The organism is Streptomyces sp. NPDC103540, assembly GCF_055584445.1.
Genome location: NZ_JBVJMA010000011.1, coordinates 167,261 through 181,189 on the forward strand (window position 1 = coordinate 167,261; position 13,929 = coordinate 181,189).

Sequence of the window (13,929 nt, forward strand, 5' to 3'; positions counted from 1 at the left end):
TGCGTTCGAATTAGGGGCCCTATTCGCCCGTCACCTGATCTCCTGATCCGAAGAATCACAAAAAAAGTCCGTGATATCAGCCTGATCGTGCGACACACCGGCCCAATTGGCTGATCCCCTCGGCCGCACCCCTCTACGGTGTGGGGTGTGAGCAGCAGCGGCCTCATCTACGCAGTCATTGTCGGGGCCTGGGCCGCCTACTTGGTGCCCATGTGGCTCCGGAGGCAGGACGAGCTGAACGAAGCGCGTCCGACGGAACGCTTCTCCACCGCCATCCGGTTGCTTTCCGGCCGGGCGGGAATGGAGCGCCGTTACGCCAAGGGACTGCGTGAGCGCGGTGAGGAACAGGCGGAGCCCCAGCCCCTCGTGGACCCGGACGCCTCGACGGAAACGGTGAATTCCGTGGACGCCGACGCCCGGGCCATCGGCGTGTCCCCGACCAGGGCCGAACCGAGGGCCGTCGAGGCCGAACGGGCCCGGCGTCGCCAACGCCTCCAGGTGCTCGCGCGCCGCCGCCGCACCACCGCGCTGCTCTTCCTCGTCTTCAGCGGCGGGGCGATCGTCGCGGCCGTCGGCGGTTTCCGCTACCTGTGGGCCCCGGCCGTGCCCGCGCTGCTGCTGAGCGCGTACATCGTGCACCTACGGGTCCAGGAGCGACGCCGCTACGAGTTCACGATGGACCGGCGGCGTGCCGAGGCCGCCGCCCGCAGCCTCCGCGAGAACCGCCCGCGCCGCCGCCTCGCCGAGGACACCGCCGCGGGCGCCGAACCGGACCCGGCGCCCCCCGTCTCCCCGCAGGAGGCCGGCCGGCGCGCGCTCGTCGAGCAGACCGACCACGCCGAGTGGGTGGACCAGCAGCGCGAGCGGGAGCGCGGACCGGCGCGCGGCGACAGCTGGGAGCCCGTACCCGTACCGCTGCCGACCTACGTGACGGCCCCCGTCGCCCCCCGCGCCACCGGTCCGGCCGCACCCGACGCCTGGAGCGCCACCCGTTCCAGCGCCGCCGAGCCGACGGACCCGCGCCTGCGCGCCCAGCCGTCCGTCCCGAAGCCCGACCGCGGCACGGACCGCGCGGCGGCGGACCGGGTGGCGGCGGACCGCGCGGCGGAACGCCTGCCGGACCCGGACCGGGACGCCAAGGCGCAGACCGCGCCCCGGCCGCGGGGACAGGGTCGGGGGCGTACGCCGCTCTTCGACCAGTACGAGAGCGACGACCGGCCTCGCGCCGCGAACGAGTGATCACCGTCCCGCGCCCGGCGCTCGCCCGCGACCTGCGGGGACGTTCGGGAGAACCCGTTTTGGAGCACCGGCGCGGGGATGCTAATGTTTCACACGTCGCAAGGGCCTGTGGCGCAGTCTGGTAGCGCACCTCGTTCGCATCGAGGGGGTCTGGGGTTCAAATCCCCACAGGTCCACAGACGACAGTTCGCGAGTAGCTCTCGGGAACGTCACGAGATCCCGTCCGGTCGAAAGACCGGGCGGGATCTCGGCGTTTCCGGGAAGCATGGCAGCCGTGGCCGAAAAGCGCCCCTAGGATGATCAGCTGATGATCACTCAACGGGGAGAAGCGTCATGCGATTCGGTTGGCAGGACACACCGGGGCAGGTTCGGGACGCGGCCACCTTCATAGGTCTGCCGAACCCCGCGCTGTGGTCCGGCCCCCCGGTCCGGGAGGGCGACCTCGCCGGGTGGATGGACGAGGTCAAGTACTTCACGCAGATCGAGATCGACTCCGTCATCACCCTGCACAGCCGCTCCGGAACCCCCTTCGAGCTGTACGGGCGGGGCAGCGACTTCCTCAACCCGGTGCGGATGGCGCGCTACGTGCCCTGTGTGATCGAGGCGGAGAACGCCGAGGAGAACCCGAACGTCCTCGCCCTCGCGCGCACCGCGTGGCGGGAGCACGTGGACGCCGTCGCGCAGCGCTTCGGCGATCCCGTCCGCGTCACGCAGGACGACGACGACCTCCTGGAGGCGATCTGGCGCCTGGCCGACGGCGAAGGCCCGGACCTGCGCCTGTGGTTGAACGCCACGCAGGTCCTGGTCCCGGACAGCCCGCTGTACACCCGCCTGCCCGGCCGCGCGCTGATCCGCCTCGACGCGCACGCCCCGGAGGACATGGCCGGCGTCACTCCCCGCCCGGTGGACGAGGCCAACGACGTGCCGGAGTGGATCCCGGACTGGTACCAGAAGCACGCGGTCGATCTGGCGCGGGCCGAGTACGAGGCGTTCGAGGACGAGGACCGCGCCGTCGACCGGGTGCGGCACGCCCTCGCCGGCGCCGTCGCCGGCGGCGGATCCGTCCTCGACCTCCTCGGGACCCTCGTCGACACTCCGTTCGAGGTCCGGCCGGAGGTCGAGTCGTACAGCTCGCGGCACGTGTTCCGGCACCCCGACGCCCCCCAGGGCCGGCTGCCCGCCCTCCACATGGCGTACGTGATCACCGTCCTCGCCAACCACGAGCGGACGGGCTCCGCCCGCACCGCGCAGTCGGTGGAGCCGGGCATGACCCTCCACCACCTCGACCTGTTCAACCCCCGCGTGCAGAATTCCCTCGGCGTCACCGGCCGGGAGGCCTGCGGGGTGTGGCGGCTGACGCGCGCCGGGTTCGAGAAGTCGATCGCGGGCAAGGCGTACATGGTCACCCCGGCGGACGTGCTGGAACGCCTGCGCGCCGGAGCGCTCGCCGACCGGGCTCCCGAGGAGGGTGAGTCGCCGTCAGAATGACGGTATGACGAGCCATGACGGTGGGACGGTCCAGGCGTGGCAGGCGCTGGGCGGGGCGGCGGATGCGGTCGGGCGGGTGCGCTACCGGGGTGCGGGCGGCCTGGAGGGCCCGCTGCCGGTCCGGGAGTTGGCGCGGGCCGCGGTGGGGGTGTGCGGGCTCGCGGCGGCGGAGCTGGCCGCCGTACGGGCCGGCCTGCCGGCCGGTGACGCGGCCCCCGTGGTCGTCGACGAGGGGGCCGTGGCGACCGCGTTCGTCAGCGAACGACACCTGAGGGTCGAGGGGCGGGCGCCGGTGTCGTTCGCGCCGCTGTCGGGCTTCTGGCCGGCCGCCGACGGCTGGGTGCGGACCCACGCCAACTACCCCCACCACGAGGCCGCGCTGATAAGGGCGTTGGGCGTACCCGAAACCCCGTACGCCGTACGTAACGCGTTGGCCCTGCTCGACGCCGTGGAGGCGCAGGAGCGGGTGTACGCGGCCGGGGGGCTGGCCGTCGCCGTGACGGAGGAACTCGGGCCGCCGCAGCCCCTGGTGGAGAACGTCCGGGGTCACGGCGTCGGGGACGGGCGGGTCCTGGACCTGCCGCCCGGCCCGCTGCCCGCCTCGGGGGTACGGGTGTTGGACCTGACCCGGGTTATCGCCGGCCCCGTCGCCACCCGCACGCTCGGGGTGCTGGGCGCCGACGTGCTGCGGATCGACGCGCCGCGGCTGCGGGAGGCGGACGACGCGTACGCCGACACCGGATTCGGGAAGCGGTCGGCGCTGCTGGACCTCGCCGACGCGGGGCACCGGGCGGTGCTGGAAGGGCTGCTGGACGGGGCCGACGTCGTGGTGACGGGGTACCGGCCGGGGGCGCTGGAGCGGTTCGGGCTGGACGGGGAACGACTGCTGGAGCGCCGGCCCCACCTGGTCGTGGCCGAGCTGTGCGCGTGGGGTCGGCGGGCCTGGGGCCCGTGGGCGGGCCGGCGCGGCTTCGATTCGCTGGTGCAGGCCGGCTACGGGATCTCCGCCGCCTGCGGCGAGGACGGCCGGCCCGGGGCGCTGCCCGCGCAGGCCCTGGACCACGGGACGGGCTACCTCATGGCGGCCGGCGTGCTGCGGGCGCTCGCGGAGGGCGGCGGACGGCTGCTGCGGTTCTCCCTCGCCGGGACGGCCTCGTGGCTGACGCGCGACCTGCCCGCGCACGCGGACGCGGATCCGGACGCGGGGGACGGGGCCGGCGCGCGGGAGTACGAGGCGGCGGCCTGGCTGCGCGAGGGCGACTCGGCGTACGGGTCGCTGCGGTACGCGGCGAGCCCGTTCGGGGAGTGGCGGCGGGGGCCGTCGCGGTGGGGGAGCGACCGGGCGGTGTGGCTGGAGCGGTGACCGCCGGCCCGCTCGGGTGACCGCGGCCCGCCCCGACCGGTGAGCGGGCCGGGATGGCGATCCGTCGATCAGTCGATTCGTCGACTCTGTGGCTCACGACCCCGTGGCCCGTGGCTCACGGCCCCGTGGCCTGCGGCTCGCGATTTCGCGGCCTGCGGCTCACGGCCCGCGGCCCCGGTTGTGCGGGGCCGGGGGCGGGCCGGCGGTGGGGTGGTCAGGGGTGGAGGGGCTTGCTCATGCAGCGGCTGGAGTCGTGGAAGCGGTAGTAGCCGAACTTCTCCGACATGGCGTAGCCCGAGGACAGGTACAGGGCGATGGCCTCCGGCTGCTGGTCGCCGGTTTCGAGGACCATGCGGACGCGGCCGGCGGCGCGGGCGTCGTCCTCCAGCTCCGCGAGGATGCGCCGGGCCAGACCCGTACCGCGGGCCTCGGGGACCACGTACATGCGCTTGAGCTCGGCGTCGCCGTCCGAGTAGCCCTCTTCGTTGTGGTCCTGGCGGCGCCAGCCCCCGCTGGCGACGGGGGTGCCCGAGGCGTCGTAGGCCAGGAGGTAGAGGCCGTTCGGCGGGTCGAACATCGCCGGGTCGAGGTGGGTGGCGTCGCCCTCGCCCTCGTAGCGCGCCTGGTACTCGACCTGGACCTGGGCCTCGAGCTTGACCGCGTCGGGGTGGTCGTACGGCACGGCGCGGAGGTTTATACCGTGAGACATTCGAATAGCGTACGGAAAGGTCCCGCTATGGTGCAGGGATGCTGACCGTTACCTCCGTGAACGTGAATGGGATCCGCGCCGCCGCGAAGAAGGGCTTCGTCGAGTGGCTCGCGGGATCCGGCGCCGACGTCGTGTGCCTCCAGGAGGTGCGGGCCGAGGAGGCGCAGATCCCGGTGGAGGCCCGGGAGCCCGAGGGCTGGCACACCGTGTTCGCCCCGTCCGTGATCAAGGGCCGGGCCGGGGTCGCGCTGTACGCGCGGCGGGCGCCGGAGGCGGTTCGGGTGGGCTTCGGGAGCGAGGAGTTCGACGCCTCCGGCCGCTACGTCGAGATCGACCTGCCCGGTGTGACCGTGGCCAGCCTGTACCTGCCGTCGGGCGAGGCGGGCACCGAGAAGCAGGACGAGAAGTACCGCTTCATGGCGGAGTTCCTGGAGTACCTGGGCAAGCTGCGGGTGCGGGCCGCCGCCGACGGGCGGGAGGTGGTGGTGTGCGGTGACTGGAACATCTGCCACCGCGAGGCCGACCTCAAGAACTGGAAGACCAACCGCAAGAACGCGGGCTTCCTGCCCGAGGAGCGGGAGTGGCTCGGCAAGGTGTACGGCGAGGCCGGCTACGTCGACGTGGTGCGCGGTCTGCACCCCGACCAGGAGGGCCCGTACTCCTGGTGGTCCTACCGGGGCCGGGCCTTCGACAACGACGCCGGTTGGCGCATCGACCTCCAGGTCGCGACGCCGGGGCTGGCGGCGCGGGCCGTGAAGGCGTACGTGGAGCGGGCCGAGACGCACCCCGAGCGCTGGTCGGACCACGCGCCGGTGACGGTCGTCTACGAGTCGGCGGTCTGAGGCCCCGGGCGGGCCGGCGGGCCGGCCGGTCCGGGAAGCGCGGTGGGGCTCGTGGTGCGACGGTCCGTGGTGCTGGGGCGCGTGGTGCCGCGGCTCGTGGTGCCGGGGTCGGCGGTGCGCCGGCCCGTGGTGCGCCGGCCCGCGGTGCTACGGCCCGTGGTGCTACGGCGCGTGACGGGGCTGGGGTGACGGGTGCTGTCGTTGCTGGTGCAGGCGGTCCATCGCCATCGTGAGCTCCGCCTCGACCACGCTCTTCGCCAGGGGGCGCAGGCGCGTCAGGGCGTCGTCGCCGATGTGCGTGGAGATCAGCTCGGTGAACAGGGCCGCCAGGGTGTCGGCGTGCTCGCGCACCATTCGGCCCGTCTCCAGGACGGCCGGGAGCGGGACGCCCTCGCGCACCAGCGCCGAGGAGACCTCCAGGAGGCGACGGCTGACGTGGACGATCGCGTCGCCGTCCGTGGCGATGTAGCCGAGGTCGAGGGCGGCCGCCAGGTTCTCCGGGGTGACCTCGCCCTCGAAGTGGTCGGCGAGGGCCTCGGGGGTCAGCCGTACCGGGGTCTCCTCCGACCAGCCGATGCCGAGCAGCTCGCCGAGCTGGCCGACGTCGCGGCCGTTCTCGAAGGCGGCGGTGAGCTCGGCGATGCCGCCGAGGGTGTGGCCGCGTTCGAGGAGGGCGGCGATGGTGCGCAGCCGGGCCAGGTGGTGGTCGTCGTACCAGGCGATGCGGCCCTCGCGGCGGGGTGGCGGCAGGAGCTTGCGCTCGCGGTAGAAGCGCAGGGTGCGCACGGGGATGCCGGCGGCCTCGGCCAGTTCCTCCGTCCGGTATTCGCGCACCGTGTTCCCTGTCTGCGTCGTCGCCTCGTCGTCCACCACACCGGCAGCCTAGGGCGTACCCCCGGTAACTTTCCGGGCGCGACCCCTACCCATGGGTACGGAGCTGTTCTACCCTCCCGATTGTGCCAGTGATTGCTGGCAGTGTTGCGGGTGTGGTGGCTGGGACGACTGCGGAAGCGGAAGGCGGCGGGCATGGGCAGCGGCGGGGACGGCAAGGTCAACACGGACGGACGCGACCACGTACGGGTGGCGGTGATCGGGTCCGGATTCGGCGGGCTCGGGGCGGCCGTACGGCTGCGGCGCGAGGGGATCACGGACTTCGTGGTCCTCGAACGGGCCGACTCCGTCGGCGGCACCTGGCGCGACAACAGCTATCCGGGATGCGCGTGCGACGTGCCGTCCCACCTCTACTCCTTCTCCTTCGCCCCCAACCCCGACTGGCCCCGCACCTTCTCCGGGCAGCCGGCCATCCGGGAGTACCTGGAGCACGTCGCCGACACCTTCGGGCTGCGCCCGCACATCCGCCTGCGCCACGAGGTGCGGATGATGCGCTGGGACGAGCGGGAACTGCGCTGGGAGATCGAGACCTCCGCCGGCGACCTCACCGCCGACGTGGTCGTCTCCGCCACCGGGCCGCTGTCCGACCCGAAGCTGCCCGACATCCCCGGCCTCGCCGACTTCCCCGGCAAGGTCTTCCACTCGGCGCGCTGGGACCACGACTACGACCTGCGCGGCAAGCGCGTCGCCATGATCGGTACGGGCGCCTCCGCGATCCAGATCGTGCCCGCCATCGCCCCCGACGTCGAGCACCTGACGCTCTTCCAGCGGACCCCGCCGTGGGTCATGCCCCGCACCGACCGGGCCATCAGCGCGCTGGAGCGCGGCCTGCACCGCCGACTGCCCTTCACGGGGGCGGCGCGCCGCGGGCTGCTGTGGGGGATCCGCGAACTCCAGGTCAGCGCGTTCACCAAGTACCCCGACCGGCTCGGACTGATCGAATCGCTGGCCAAGGCCAACATGGCGCGGTCGATCAAGGACCCCGCGCTGCGCGCCAAGCTGACGCCGTCCTACCGCATCGGCTGCAAGCGGATCCTGCTCTCCAGCGAGTACTACCCGGCGCTGGCCCGCCCCGACGTGGACCTGGTGGCCTCCGGCCTCAAGGAGGTCCGCGGCTCGGTGCTCGTCGCCGCCGACGGCACCGAGACCGAGGTCGACGCGATCATCCTCGGCACCGGCTTCCACGTCACCGACATGCCGATCGCCGACCGCGTCGTGGGCGCCGACGGCCGCACCCTCGCCGAGAGCTGGAAGGACGGGATGCAGGCCCTGCGCGGGGCGACCGCCGCCGGCTTCCCCAACTGGATGACGATCATCGGCCCGAACACCGGACTCGGGAACAGCTCGATGATCCTCATGATCGAGTCCCAGCTGAACTACATGGCCGACTACCTCCGCCAGCTCTCCCTCCTGGACGCCGGCGGCACCCGGGGCCGCACCGCCCTCGCCGCGCGCCCCTCCGCCGTCAACCAGTGGAACCGCCGGGTCCAGGCCCGCATGGAACGCACCGTCTGGAACACCGGCGGCTGCATCAGCTGGTACCTGGACGCGCAGGGCCGCAACACCACCGTCTGGCCCGGCACCACCGGGGAGTTCCGCCGCGAGACCCGCGGCGTGGACCTGTCCGAGTACGAGGTCGTACGCCGCCGCGAACCCGCCCACGCGACCGCCGCCCGTACGACCGCCGCCCGTACGACCGCCACCGCGACCGCCGCCCACGCGACCGCCGCCCCCGGGACGGACACGGCCGCGGCCACCGCCGCCGGGAAGCCCGCCGCGGCGACGGCCGCCGCCACGACCCGTACGACCCGCCGCGCCGCCGGCGGCGGGGAGGGCGCCGCGTGAGCCGCCCCGGGCACGTCACCTCCGGGCCCTGGGCGCCCCCGGTCGCGGCGCGCGAACTGACCGCCACGTCCGCCGACGGCGCCCGCCTGCACGTGGAACTGCACGGCCCCGAAGGAGCCCCGGCCGTGGTCCTGTCCCACGGCTGGACCTGCTCCACCGCCTTCTGGGCCGCGCAGATACGGGAACTGGCCGTCGACCACCGCGTCATCGCCTACGACCAGCGCGGCCACGGCCGCAGCCCCGCCGCCCCGGCCGGCGCCGACGGGTACAGCACCACCGCCCTCGCCGACGACCTGGCCGCCGTACTGAAGGCCGGCCTCGCCCCCGGCGAGCGGGCCGTCGTCGCCGGCCACTCCATGGGCGGCATGACGGTGATGGCCGCCGCCGACCGCCCCGAGTTCACCGAGCACGCCGCTGCCGCCCTGCTGTGCAGCACCGGCAGCTCGCGGCTGGTCGCCGAGTCCACCGTCCTGCCGCTGCGCCCCGGACGCGCGCGGACCCGCGTCACCTCGGCCGTCCTCGGATCCCGCTTCCCCCTCGGCCCCGTCACGCCCCTCACGCGGGCCGTCCTCAAGTACGCGACCATGGCCGCCGGCTCCGCGCCGGACCGGGTCGAGGCCTGCGCCCGCATCGTGCACGCCTGCCCCGCCGACGTACGCCACGCCTGGTCCCACGTCCTGGAGGGACTCGACCTGGACGCCGGGCTCGCCCGACTCACCCTGCCCACCGCCGTCCTCGCGGGCCGCTCCGACCGCCTCACCCCCATCGCGCACGCCCGCCGCATCGCGGCCGCCCTGCCGCGGTGCGTGGGCCTGACCGAACTCACCGGCGCGGGCCACATGACCCCCGTCGAAGCGCCGGAGGCCGTCACCGCCGCCGTCCGCGAACTGACCGCCCTGTACCTTTCCGCCCCCGAGAAGGAGAAGACGCAGTGAGCGCTCGCAGGAGTCTGGAAGGCCAGGTCGTCGTCGTCACCGGGGCGGCCCGCGGCGTCGGGGAACTGCTCGCCCGCAAGCTGTCCGCGCGCGGCGCCCGGATCGCGCTGGTCGGCCTGGAGCCCGAAGCCCTCAAGGAGGTCTCCGAACGGCTCCACGGCGAGAGCGGGCACTGGCACGCCGACGTCACCGACCACGAGGCGATGGCCCGCGTCGCGGGGGAGGTCAAGGAGCGGTTCGGGAAGGTCGACGTCGTCGTCGCCAACGCGGGCGTCGCCGCCGGCGGCCCCTTCGGCGACTCCGACCCGGTGGCCTGGCGCCGCGTGATCGAGGTCAACCTCATCGGCGGGGCCGTCACCGCCCGCGCCTTTCTGCCCGTCCTCACCGAGAGCCGCGGCTACTTCCTCCAGATCGCCTCCCTCGCCGCGATCACCCCCGCGCCGATGATGACCGCCTACTGCGCCTCCAAGTCCGGGGTCGAGGCGTTCGCGCACTGCCTTCGCGCGGAGGTCGGGTACAAGGGCGTCGGCGTCGGCGTCGGCTACCTCTCCTGGACCGACACCGACATGGTGCGCGGGGCGGACGAGAACGACGTCATGCGCGAGCTGCGGCAGCGGCTGCCCTGGCCCTCGAACCGCACCTACCCGCTGGGCCCGGCCGTCGACCGGATCGTCGCCGGCATCGAGCGGCGCTCGCCGCACGTCTACGCGCAGTGGTGGCTGCGCGGCATGCAGGGCACCCGGGGTTACCTGCCGGGGATCATCGCGGCCGCCGGCAAGCGGGAGATGCGGCGGTTCGAGCCGAGGCTCGCGGGCGTCGCCAAGGGGCTGGTGGGGGCCGGGGGCGCCGCCGACGAACGGGAACGCGCCCGGCGCCTCCCGTAGCCGACCGGCCGAAATGCGCGGAATGTCGCTGCGTGCCAGGCTGGGCGGGGCCACGCCCCGACACCCTCCAGGAGGTAACGCCATGGGTCTCAAGGACCAGTTCCAGGACAAGGCGAGGCGGCTCGCCGAGCGGGCCGAGGCCGCCGCGCGCGAGGGTCGGGAGCAGGTCTCCGCCTCCGCCGACGCCGCGTCGGCGCCGGTCGGGACATCGGCCGCCCCCTCCGCACCGCGGGCGACCGAGCGCGCCGACCGGGCCCGGGACGTCTTCGACGACCGTTTCGAGGACTGAGGGAAGAACGGGAACCGACGAGAACCGAGGGGCGCCGTCCGTGTCGTGCACGGGTGGCGCCCCTTCCTCGTCCCGCCCTTCCTCGTCCCGCTCGCCGCCCTCGTCCCGCTCGCCGCGCTCGGTCTACGGGCGCGGCGGCAGCTTCGGGCGGCGCCGGTCCGGTACGTCCGTGTAGCCGGGCGGGACGGCCGCCGGGTCCTGCTCCAGCAGTTCCAGCGCCAGGTGCACGGCGTCGTCGAGCTGCGCGTGCCGGCCCTCCGCCCAGTCCAGGGGGGTGCGCAGGATCGCGAGGTCGGGCTCCACGCCGTGGTTCTCGACGGACCAGCCGTACTCGGGGAACCAGGCCGCGTTCATCGGCACCGTGATCACGGTGCCGTCCCCCAGGGTGTGCCGGCCGGTCATCCCGACCACCCCGCCCCAGGTGCGCTGGCCCACCACCGGGCCCAGCCCCAGCAGTTTGAACGCGGCGGTGATCATGTCCCCGTCGGAGGAGGTCGCCTCGTCGGCCAGGGCCACGATGGGTCCGCGGGGCGCGTTGGAGGCGTAGGAGACGGGCTGCGCGCCCCGGGTCAGGTCCCAGCCGAGGATCGAGCGGGTGAGCTTCTCCACCACCAGCTCGCTGATGTGACCGCCCGCGTTGCCGCGCACGTCGACGATCAGGGCGGGCCGTGACACCTCCAGGCGCAGGTCGCGGTTGAACTGTGCCCAGCCGGAGCCGCCCATGTCGGGGATGTGGAGGTAGCCGCAGCGTCCGCCGCTCAGCTCGCGGACCACGGCGCGGCGCTTGGACACCCAGTCCTGGTAGCGCAGCGGCCGTTCGTCGATGAGGGGGACGACCGCGACCCGGCGGGCCCGGCCCTCGCCCTCCGCCGGCCGGAACGTCAGCTCGACGGTGGTGCCCCCGGCCGCCGACAGCAGCGGGTAGGGGCCCGCCACCGGGTCCACGGGGCGGCCGTCGACGTGGGTGAGGATCGCGCCCTCGCGGATGCCGGTGCCGGCGAGCGGGGAGCGGGCCTTGGAGTCGGAGGACTCGCCGGGCAGGATCCGCTTGACCATCCAACCGTCCTCCCGGCACACCAGGTTCGCGCCGAGCAGGCCGATCGCCCGCTGGTAGTGGGGCGGGCCCTCGTTGCGGCGGGCGGGGGAGACGTAGGCGTGCGAGGTGCCCAGCTCGCCGAGGACCTCGCGCAGCAGGTCGGCGAACTCGTCGGGGGAGGCCACCGATTCGACCAGGGAGCGGTACTGGCGCAGCACCCCGTCCCAGTCGATGCCGCACATCCTCGGCTCCCAGAAGTAGGCGCGGATGATCCGGCCGGCCTCCTCGTAGGCCTGGCGCCACTCGGCGGCCGGGTCCACCTCGTGCAGGATGCGCCGCAGGTCGAGGTAGACGGTGGAGTCGCCGTCGCCGGACTCGGTGGCGGGGACGGCGCGCAGGTCGCCGTCGTCGTTGAGGACGAGGCGGGTGCCGTCGCCGCTGACCGCGAACCAGTCCAGTCCGGAGGCCAGTTCGCTCTTGCGGGCCTTGGTGATCTCGAAGTGTTCCAGGGTGGGTTTGCCGCTGGTGTCGGTCGGGTTGGCGAAGGTCTCGCCGAGCGCGCCCGAGATGGGCCAGCGCAGCCACACCAGTCCGCCGCCGCTGACCGGGTGGAGGGCGGAGTACTTCGACGCCGTCACCGGGAAGGGCGTGACCCGGCTTTCGAGGCCCTCGACCTCGACGGTCACCGAGCCGTCGCCCTCGCCGGGCTCGCCCTCGACGGGGTCCAGGCCGCCGGCGGCGGGCCTGCCGTCGGGGGTGAAGGCGAAGGGGGAGGGCGTGGCCGAGGAGAGCGGCACCAGGTAGGGGCGGCAGCCCAGCGGGAAGGACAGGTCGCCGGTGTGGACGTCGTAGACCGGGTCGAAGCCGCGCCAGGACAGGAAGGCGAGGTAGCGGCCGTCGCGGGTGAAGACGGGGCTCTCGTCGTCGAAGCGGCCGTTGGTGACGTCGACGATCGTACGGGCGCCGGGGCCGGCGATCCGGGCCATCTTGATCTGCCGCAGGGAGCGGCCCACGCCCGGGTGGGACCAGGTCAGCCAGCAGCCGTCGGGGGAGAACGCGAGGTCGGTCACGGGCCCGTTGATGGACCGGATCAGCTCGGTCACCTCCCCGTTGGACTCCTCCGTCGCGTCGAGGAGCAGGAGGCGGCCGTCGTCGGAGGCGACGGCGAGGCGTTCCCCGTCGGGGTCGGAGAGCAGTTCCTGTACGCGGCCCAGCTCGCCGGAGGCCAGCCGGCGCGGTTCGCGGTCGCCGGAGGCGCGGGGCAGGTAGGCGATCTCGATCGCGTCCTCGCCCTCGGCGTCGGTGACGTAGGCGATCTGGCCGCCGCTGCCGAGCATCTCGGGCAGGCGCACCCGCACGCCGGGGGTGTCGGCGATGGTGCGGGCGGGGCCGTCGCGGTGGGTGAGCCAGTACAGGCTGCCGCGCACGACGACGGCGCTGGCCCGCCCGGTGGTGTCGACGGACAGCGAGTCGACGTGGCTGGCGGCCGGCACCTGGTACGTACGCCGCCCCGCGCGCGGTCCGCCGAGGCGGACGGGGAGCCTGCGGGGGAGGGCGTCGGGGGCGAGGGAGTCGACGAGCCAGATGTCGCCCGCGCACTGGTACACGACGCGGGAGCCGTCGCTGGAGGCGTGCCGGGCGTAGAAGGCGTCGTGGTCGGTGTGGCGTCGCAGGTCGGTGCCGTCGGGCAGGCAGGAGTAGAGGTTGCCGATGCCCTCGTGGTCGGAGAGGAAGGCGATGCGGCCGTCCACGAACATCGGGGAGTCGAGGTGGCCCTCGATGTCCTCCAGCAGGCGCTGCCCGTGCAGCCACAGCCGGCCGGTGGCGCCGCCGCGGTAGCGCTTCCAGGCGGCGGGTTCGTGCGGGGGCTTGCCCGTGAGCAGGAGGGTGCGGCGTTCGCCGTCGGCCCCGTCGTGGACGGCGATGTCGGAGACGGGGCCCCAGGGCAGGCGGCCGCCGGGGCTGCCGTCGGTGGGCAGGCTGTGGGCCCAGGAGAAGTAGGAGAAGGGCTGGCTGTGCGAGGAGACGGCGAGGATGTCGCTGCGGCCCTCCTCGTCGGGTGGGGTCCAGCCGCAGACGCGGGTGTCGGTGGCGCCCCAGTAGGTCAGCCGGCGGGCGGGGCCGCCGTCGACGGGCGCGAGGTGGATCTCGGGGTCGAGGCTGCGCCAGGTCGTGAAGGCGATGTGCCGCCCGTCCGGGGAGAACCGCGGGTGTCCGACGCGGGTCCGGTCGACGGTGATCCGCCAGGCCCGGCCGGGGGTTCGGCCGTCGGGGACGAGCGGGGCGACCCAGAGGTCGTCCTCGGTGGCGAAACACAGCAGGTCGTCGTGCAGGTGCGGGAAACGGAGGTACGCGACGTCGTGACTCACCCCCCAATGCTTTCCGTGCCAGGGGGGCGCGGCAACTCG

At 74.0% G+C, this 13,929-nt stretch carries 11 protein-coding genes and 1 tRNA gene; 9 read left to right on the top strand and 3 right to left on the bottom strand.

The annotated features are described in order from the left end of the window. The first annotated feature begins 147 nt into the window (after positions 1–147). The 4 genes from sepX to ACZ6ZI_RS26295 all read left to right on the top strand — a co-directional run bounded on the left by sepX (position 148) and on the right by ACZ6ZI_RS26295 (position 4,090). Complete coding sequence (gene sepX / locus ACZ6ZI_RS26280) at positions 148–1,239, top strand: divisome protein SepX/GlpR (protein ID WP_469524666.1); 1,092 nt, start codon at positions 148–150, stop codon at positions 1,237–1,239. 102 nt (positions 1,240–1,341) lie between these two features. Continuing rightward, positions 1,342–1,415 (top strand) — tRNA-Ala (locus ACZ6ZI_RS26285). A gap of 157 nt (positions 1,416–1,572) precedes the next feature. After that, complete coding sequence (locus ACZ6ZI_RS26290) at positions 1,573–2,727, top strand: hypothetical protein (protein WP_469524668.1); 1,155 nt, start codon at positions 1,573–1,575, stop codon at positions 2,725–2,727. A gap of 4 nt (positions 2,728–2,731) precedes the next feature. Next, positions 2,732–4,090, top strand: coding sequence for a CoA transferase (locus ACZ6ZI_RS26295; protein WP_469524670.1), 1,359 nt, complete (start codon positions 2,732–2,734; stop codon positions 4,088–4,090). A 214-nt stretch (positions 4,091–4,304) separates the two neighbouring features. On the opposite strand, the gene ACZ6ZI_RS26300 is transcribed toward ACZ6ZI_RS26295, so the two are convergent. Next, positions 4,305–4,799 carry a GNAT family N-acetyltransferase gene (locus ACZ6ZI_RS26300; RefSeq protein ID WP_469524672.1) on the bottom strand — a complete coding sequence of 165 codons (495 nt, stop codon included), beginning with the start codon at positions 4,797–4,799 and terminating at the stop codon, positions 4,305–4,307. 38 nt (positions 4,800–4,837) lie between these two features. On the opposite strand from ACZ6ZI_RS26300, the gene ACZ6ZI_RS26305 reads away from it, so the two are divergent. Continuing rightward, positions 4,838–5,641, top strand: coding sequence for an exodeoxyribonuclease III (locus ACZ6ZI_RS26305; protein ID WP_469524673.1), 804 nt, complete (start codon positions 4,838–4,840; stop codon positions 5,639–5,641). A 162-nt stretch (positions 5,642–5,803) separates the two neighbouring features. Here ACZ6ZI_RS26305 and ACZ6ZI_RS26310 read toward each other — a convergent pair whose 3' ends face one another. After that, entirely contained in the window at positions 5,804–6,514 is a 711-nt protein-coding gene (locus ACZ6ZI_RS26310) for a MerR family transcriptional regulator (protein ID WP_469524675.1), read from the bottom strand. 153 nt (positions 6,515–6,667) lie between these two features. Between ACZ6ZI_RS26310 and ACZ6ZI_RS26315 the strand changes: the two genes are divergently transcribed. From ACZ6ZI_RS26315 to ACZ6ZI_RS26330, 4 genes are all read left to right on the top strand, one after another. Beyond that, entirely contained in the window at positions 6,668–8,377 is a 1,710-nt protein-coding gene (locus ACZ6ZI_RS26315; protein WP_469524677.1) for a flavin-containing monooxygenase, read from the top strand. Continuing rightward, positions 8,374–9,312 carry an alpha/beta fold hydrolase gene (locus ACZ6ZI_RS26320; protein ID WP_469524678.1) on the top strand — a complete coding sequence of 313 codons (939 nt, stop codon included), beginning with the start codon at positions 8,374–8,376 and terminating at the stop codon, positions 9,310–9,312. The genes ACZ6ZI_RS26315 and ACZ6ZI_RS26320 overlap by 4 nt, the downstream gene beginning before the upstream one ends. Continuing rightward, positions 9,309–10,196 carry an SDR family oxidoreductase gene (locus tag ACZ6ZI_RS26325; protein ID WP_469524679.1) on the top strand — a complete coding sequence of 296 codons (888 nt, stop codon included), beginning with the start codon at positions 9,309–9,311 and terminating at the stop codon, positions 10,194–10,196. The genes ACZ6ZI_RS26320 and ACZ6ZI_RS26325 overlap by 4 nt, the downstream gene beginning before the upstream one ends. A gap of 82 nt (positions 10,197–10,278) precedes the next feature. Continuing rightward, complete coding sequence (locus ACZ6ZI_RS26330) at positions 10,279–10,485, top strand: hypothetical protein (protein ID WP_363055083.1); 207 nt, start codon at positions 10,279–10,281, stop codon at positions 10,483–10,485. Positions 10,486–10,608: 123 nt separating this feature from the next. On the opposite strand, the gene ACZ6ZI_RS26335 is transcribed toward ACZ6ZI_RS26330, so the two are convergent. Then, entirely contained in the window at positions 10,609–13,890 is a 3,282-nt protein-coding gene (locus ACZ6ZI_RS26335) for a S41 family peptidase (protein ID WP_363055082.1), read from the bottom strand. Positions 13,891–13,929 lie beyond the last annotated feature (39 nt).

What these genes read in the sequence shown, in the direction of transcription:
- ACZ6ZI_RS26290 (WP_469524668.1), top strand. Translation starts at nt 1,573, where the DNA reads ATGCGATTCGGTTGGCAGGACACACCGGGGCAGGTTCGGGACGCGGCC.
- ACZ6ZI_RS26295 (WP_469524670.1), top strand. Translation starts at nt 2,732, where the DNA reads ATGACGAGCCATGACGGTGGGACGGTCCAGGCGTGGCAGGCGCTGGGC.
- ACZ6ZI_RS26300 (WP_469524672.1), bottom strand. Translation starts at nt 4,799, where the DNA reads ATGTCTCACGGTATAAACCTCCGCGCCGTGCCGTACGACCACCCCGAC.
- ACZ6ZI_RS26305 (WP_469524673.1), top strand. Translation starts at nt 4,838, where the DNA reads ATGCTGACCGTTACCTCCGTGAACGTGAATGGGATCCGCGCCGCCGCG.
- ACZ6ZI_RS26315 (WP_469524677.1), top strand. Translation starts at nt 6,668, where the DNA reads ATGGGCAGCGGCGGGGACGGCAAGGTCAACACGGACGGACGCGACCAC.
- ACZ6ZI_RS26330 (WP_363055083.1), top strand. Translation starts at nt 10,279, where the DNA reads ATGGGTCTCAAGGACCAGTTCCAGGACAAGGCGAGGCGGCTCGCCGAG.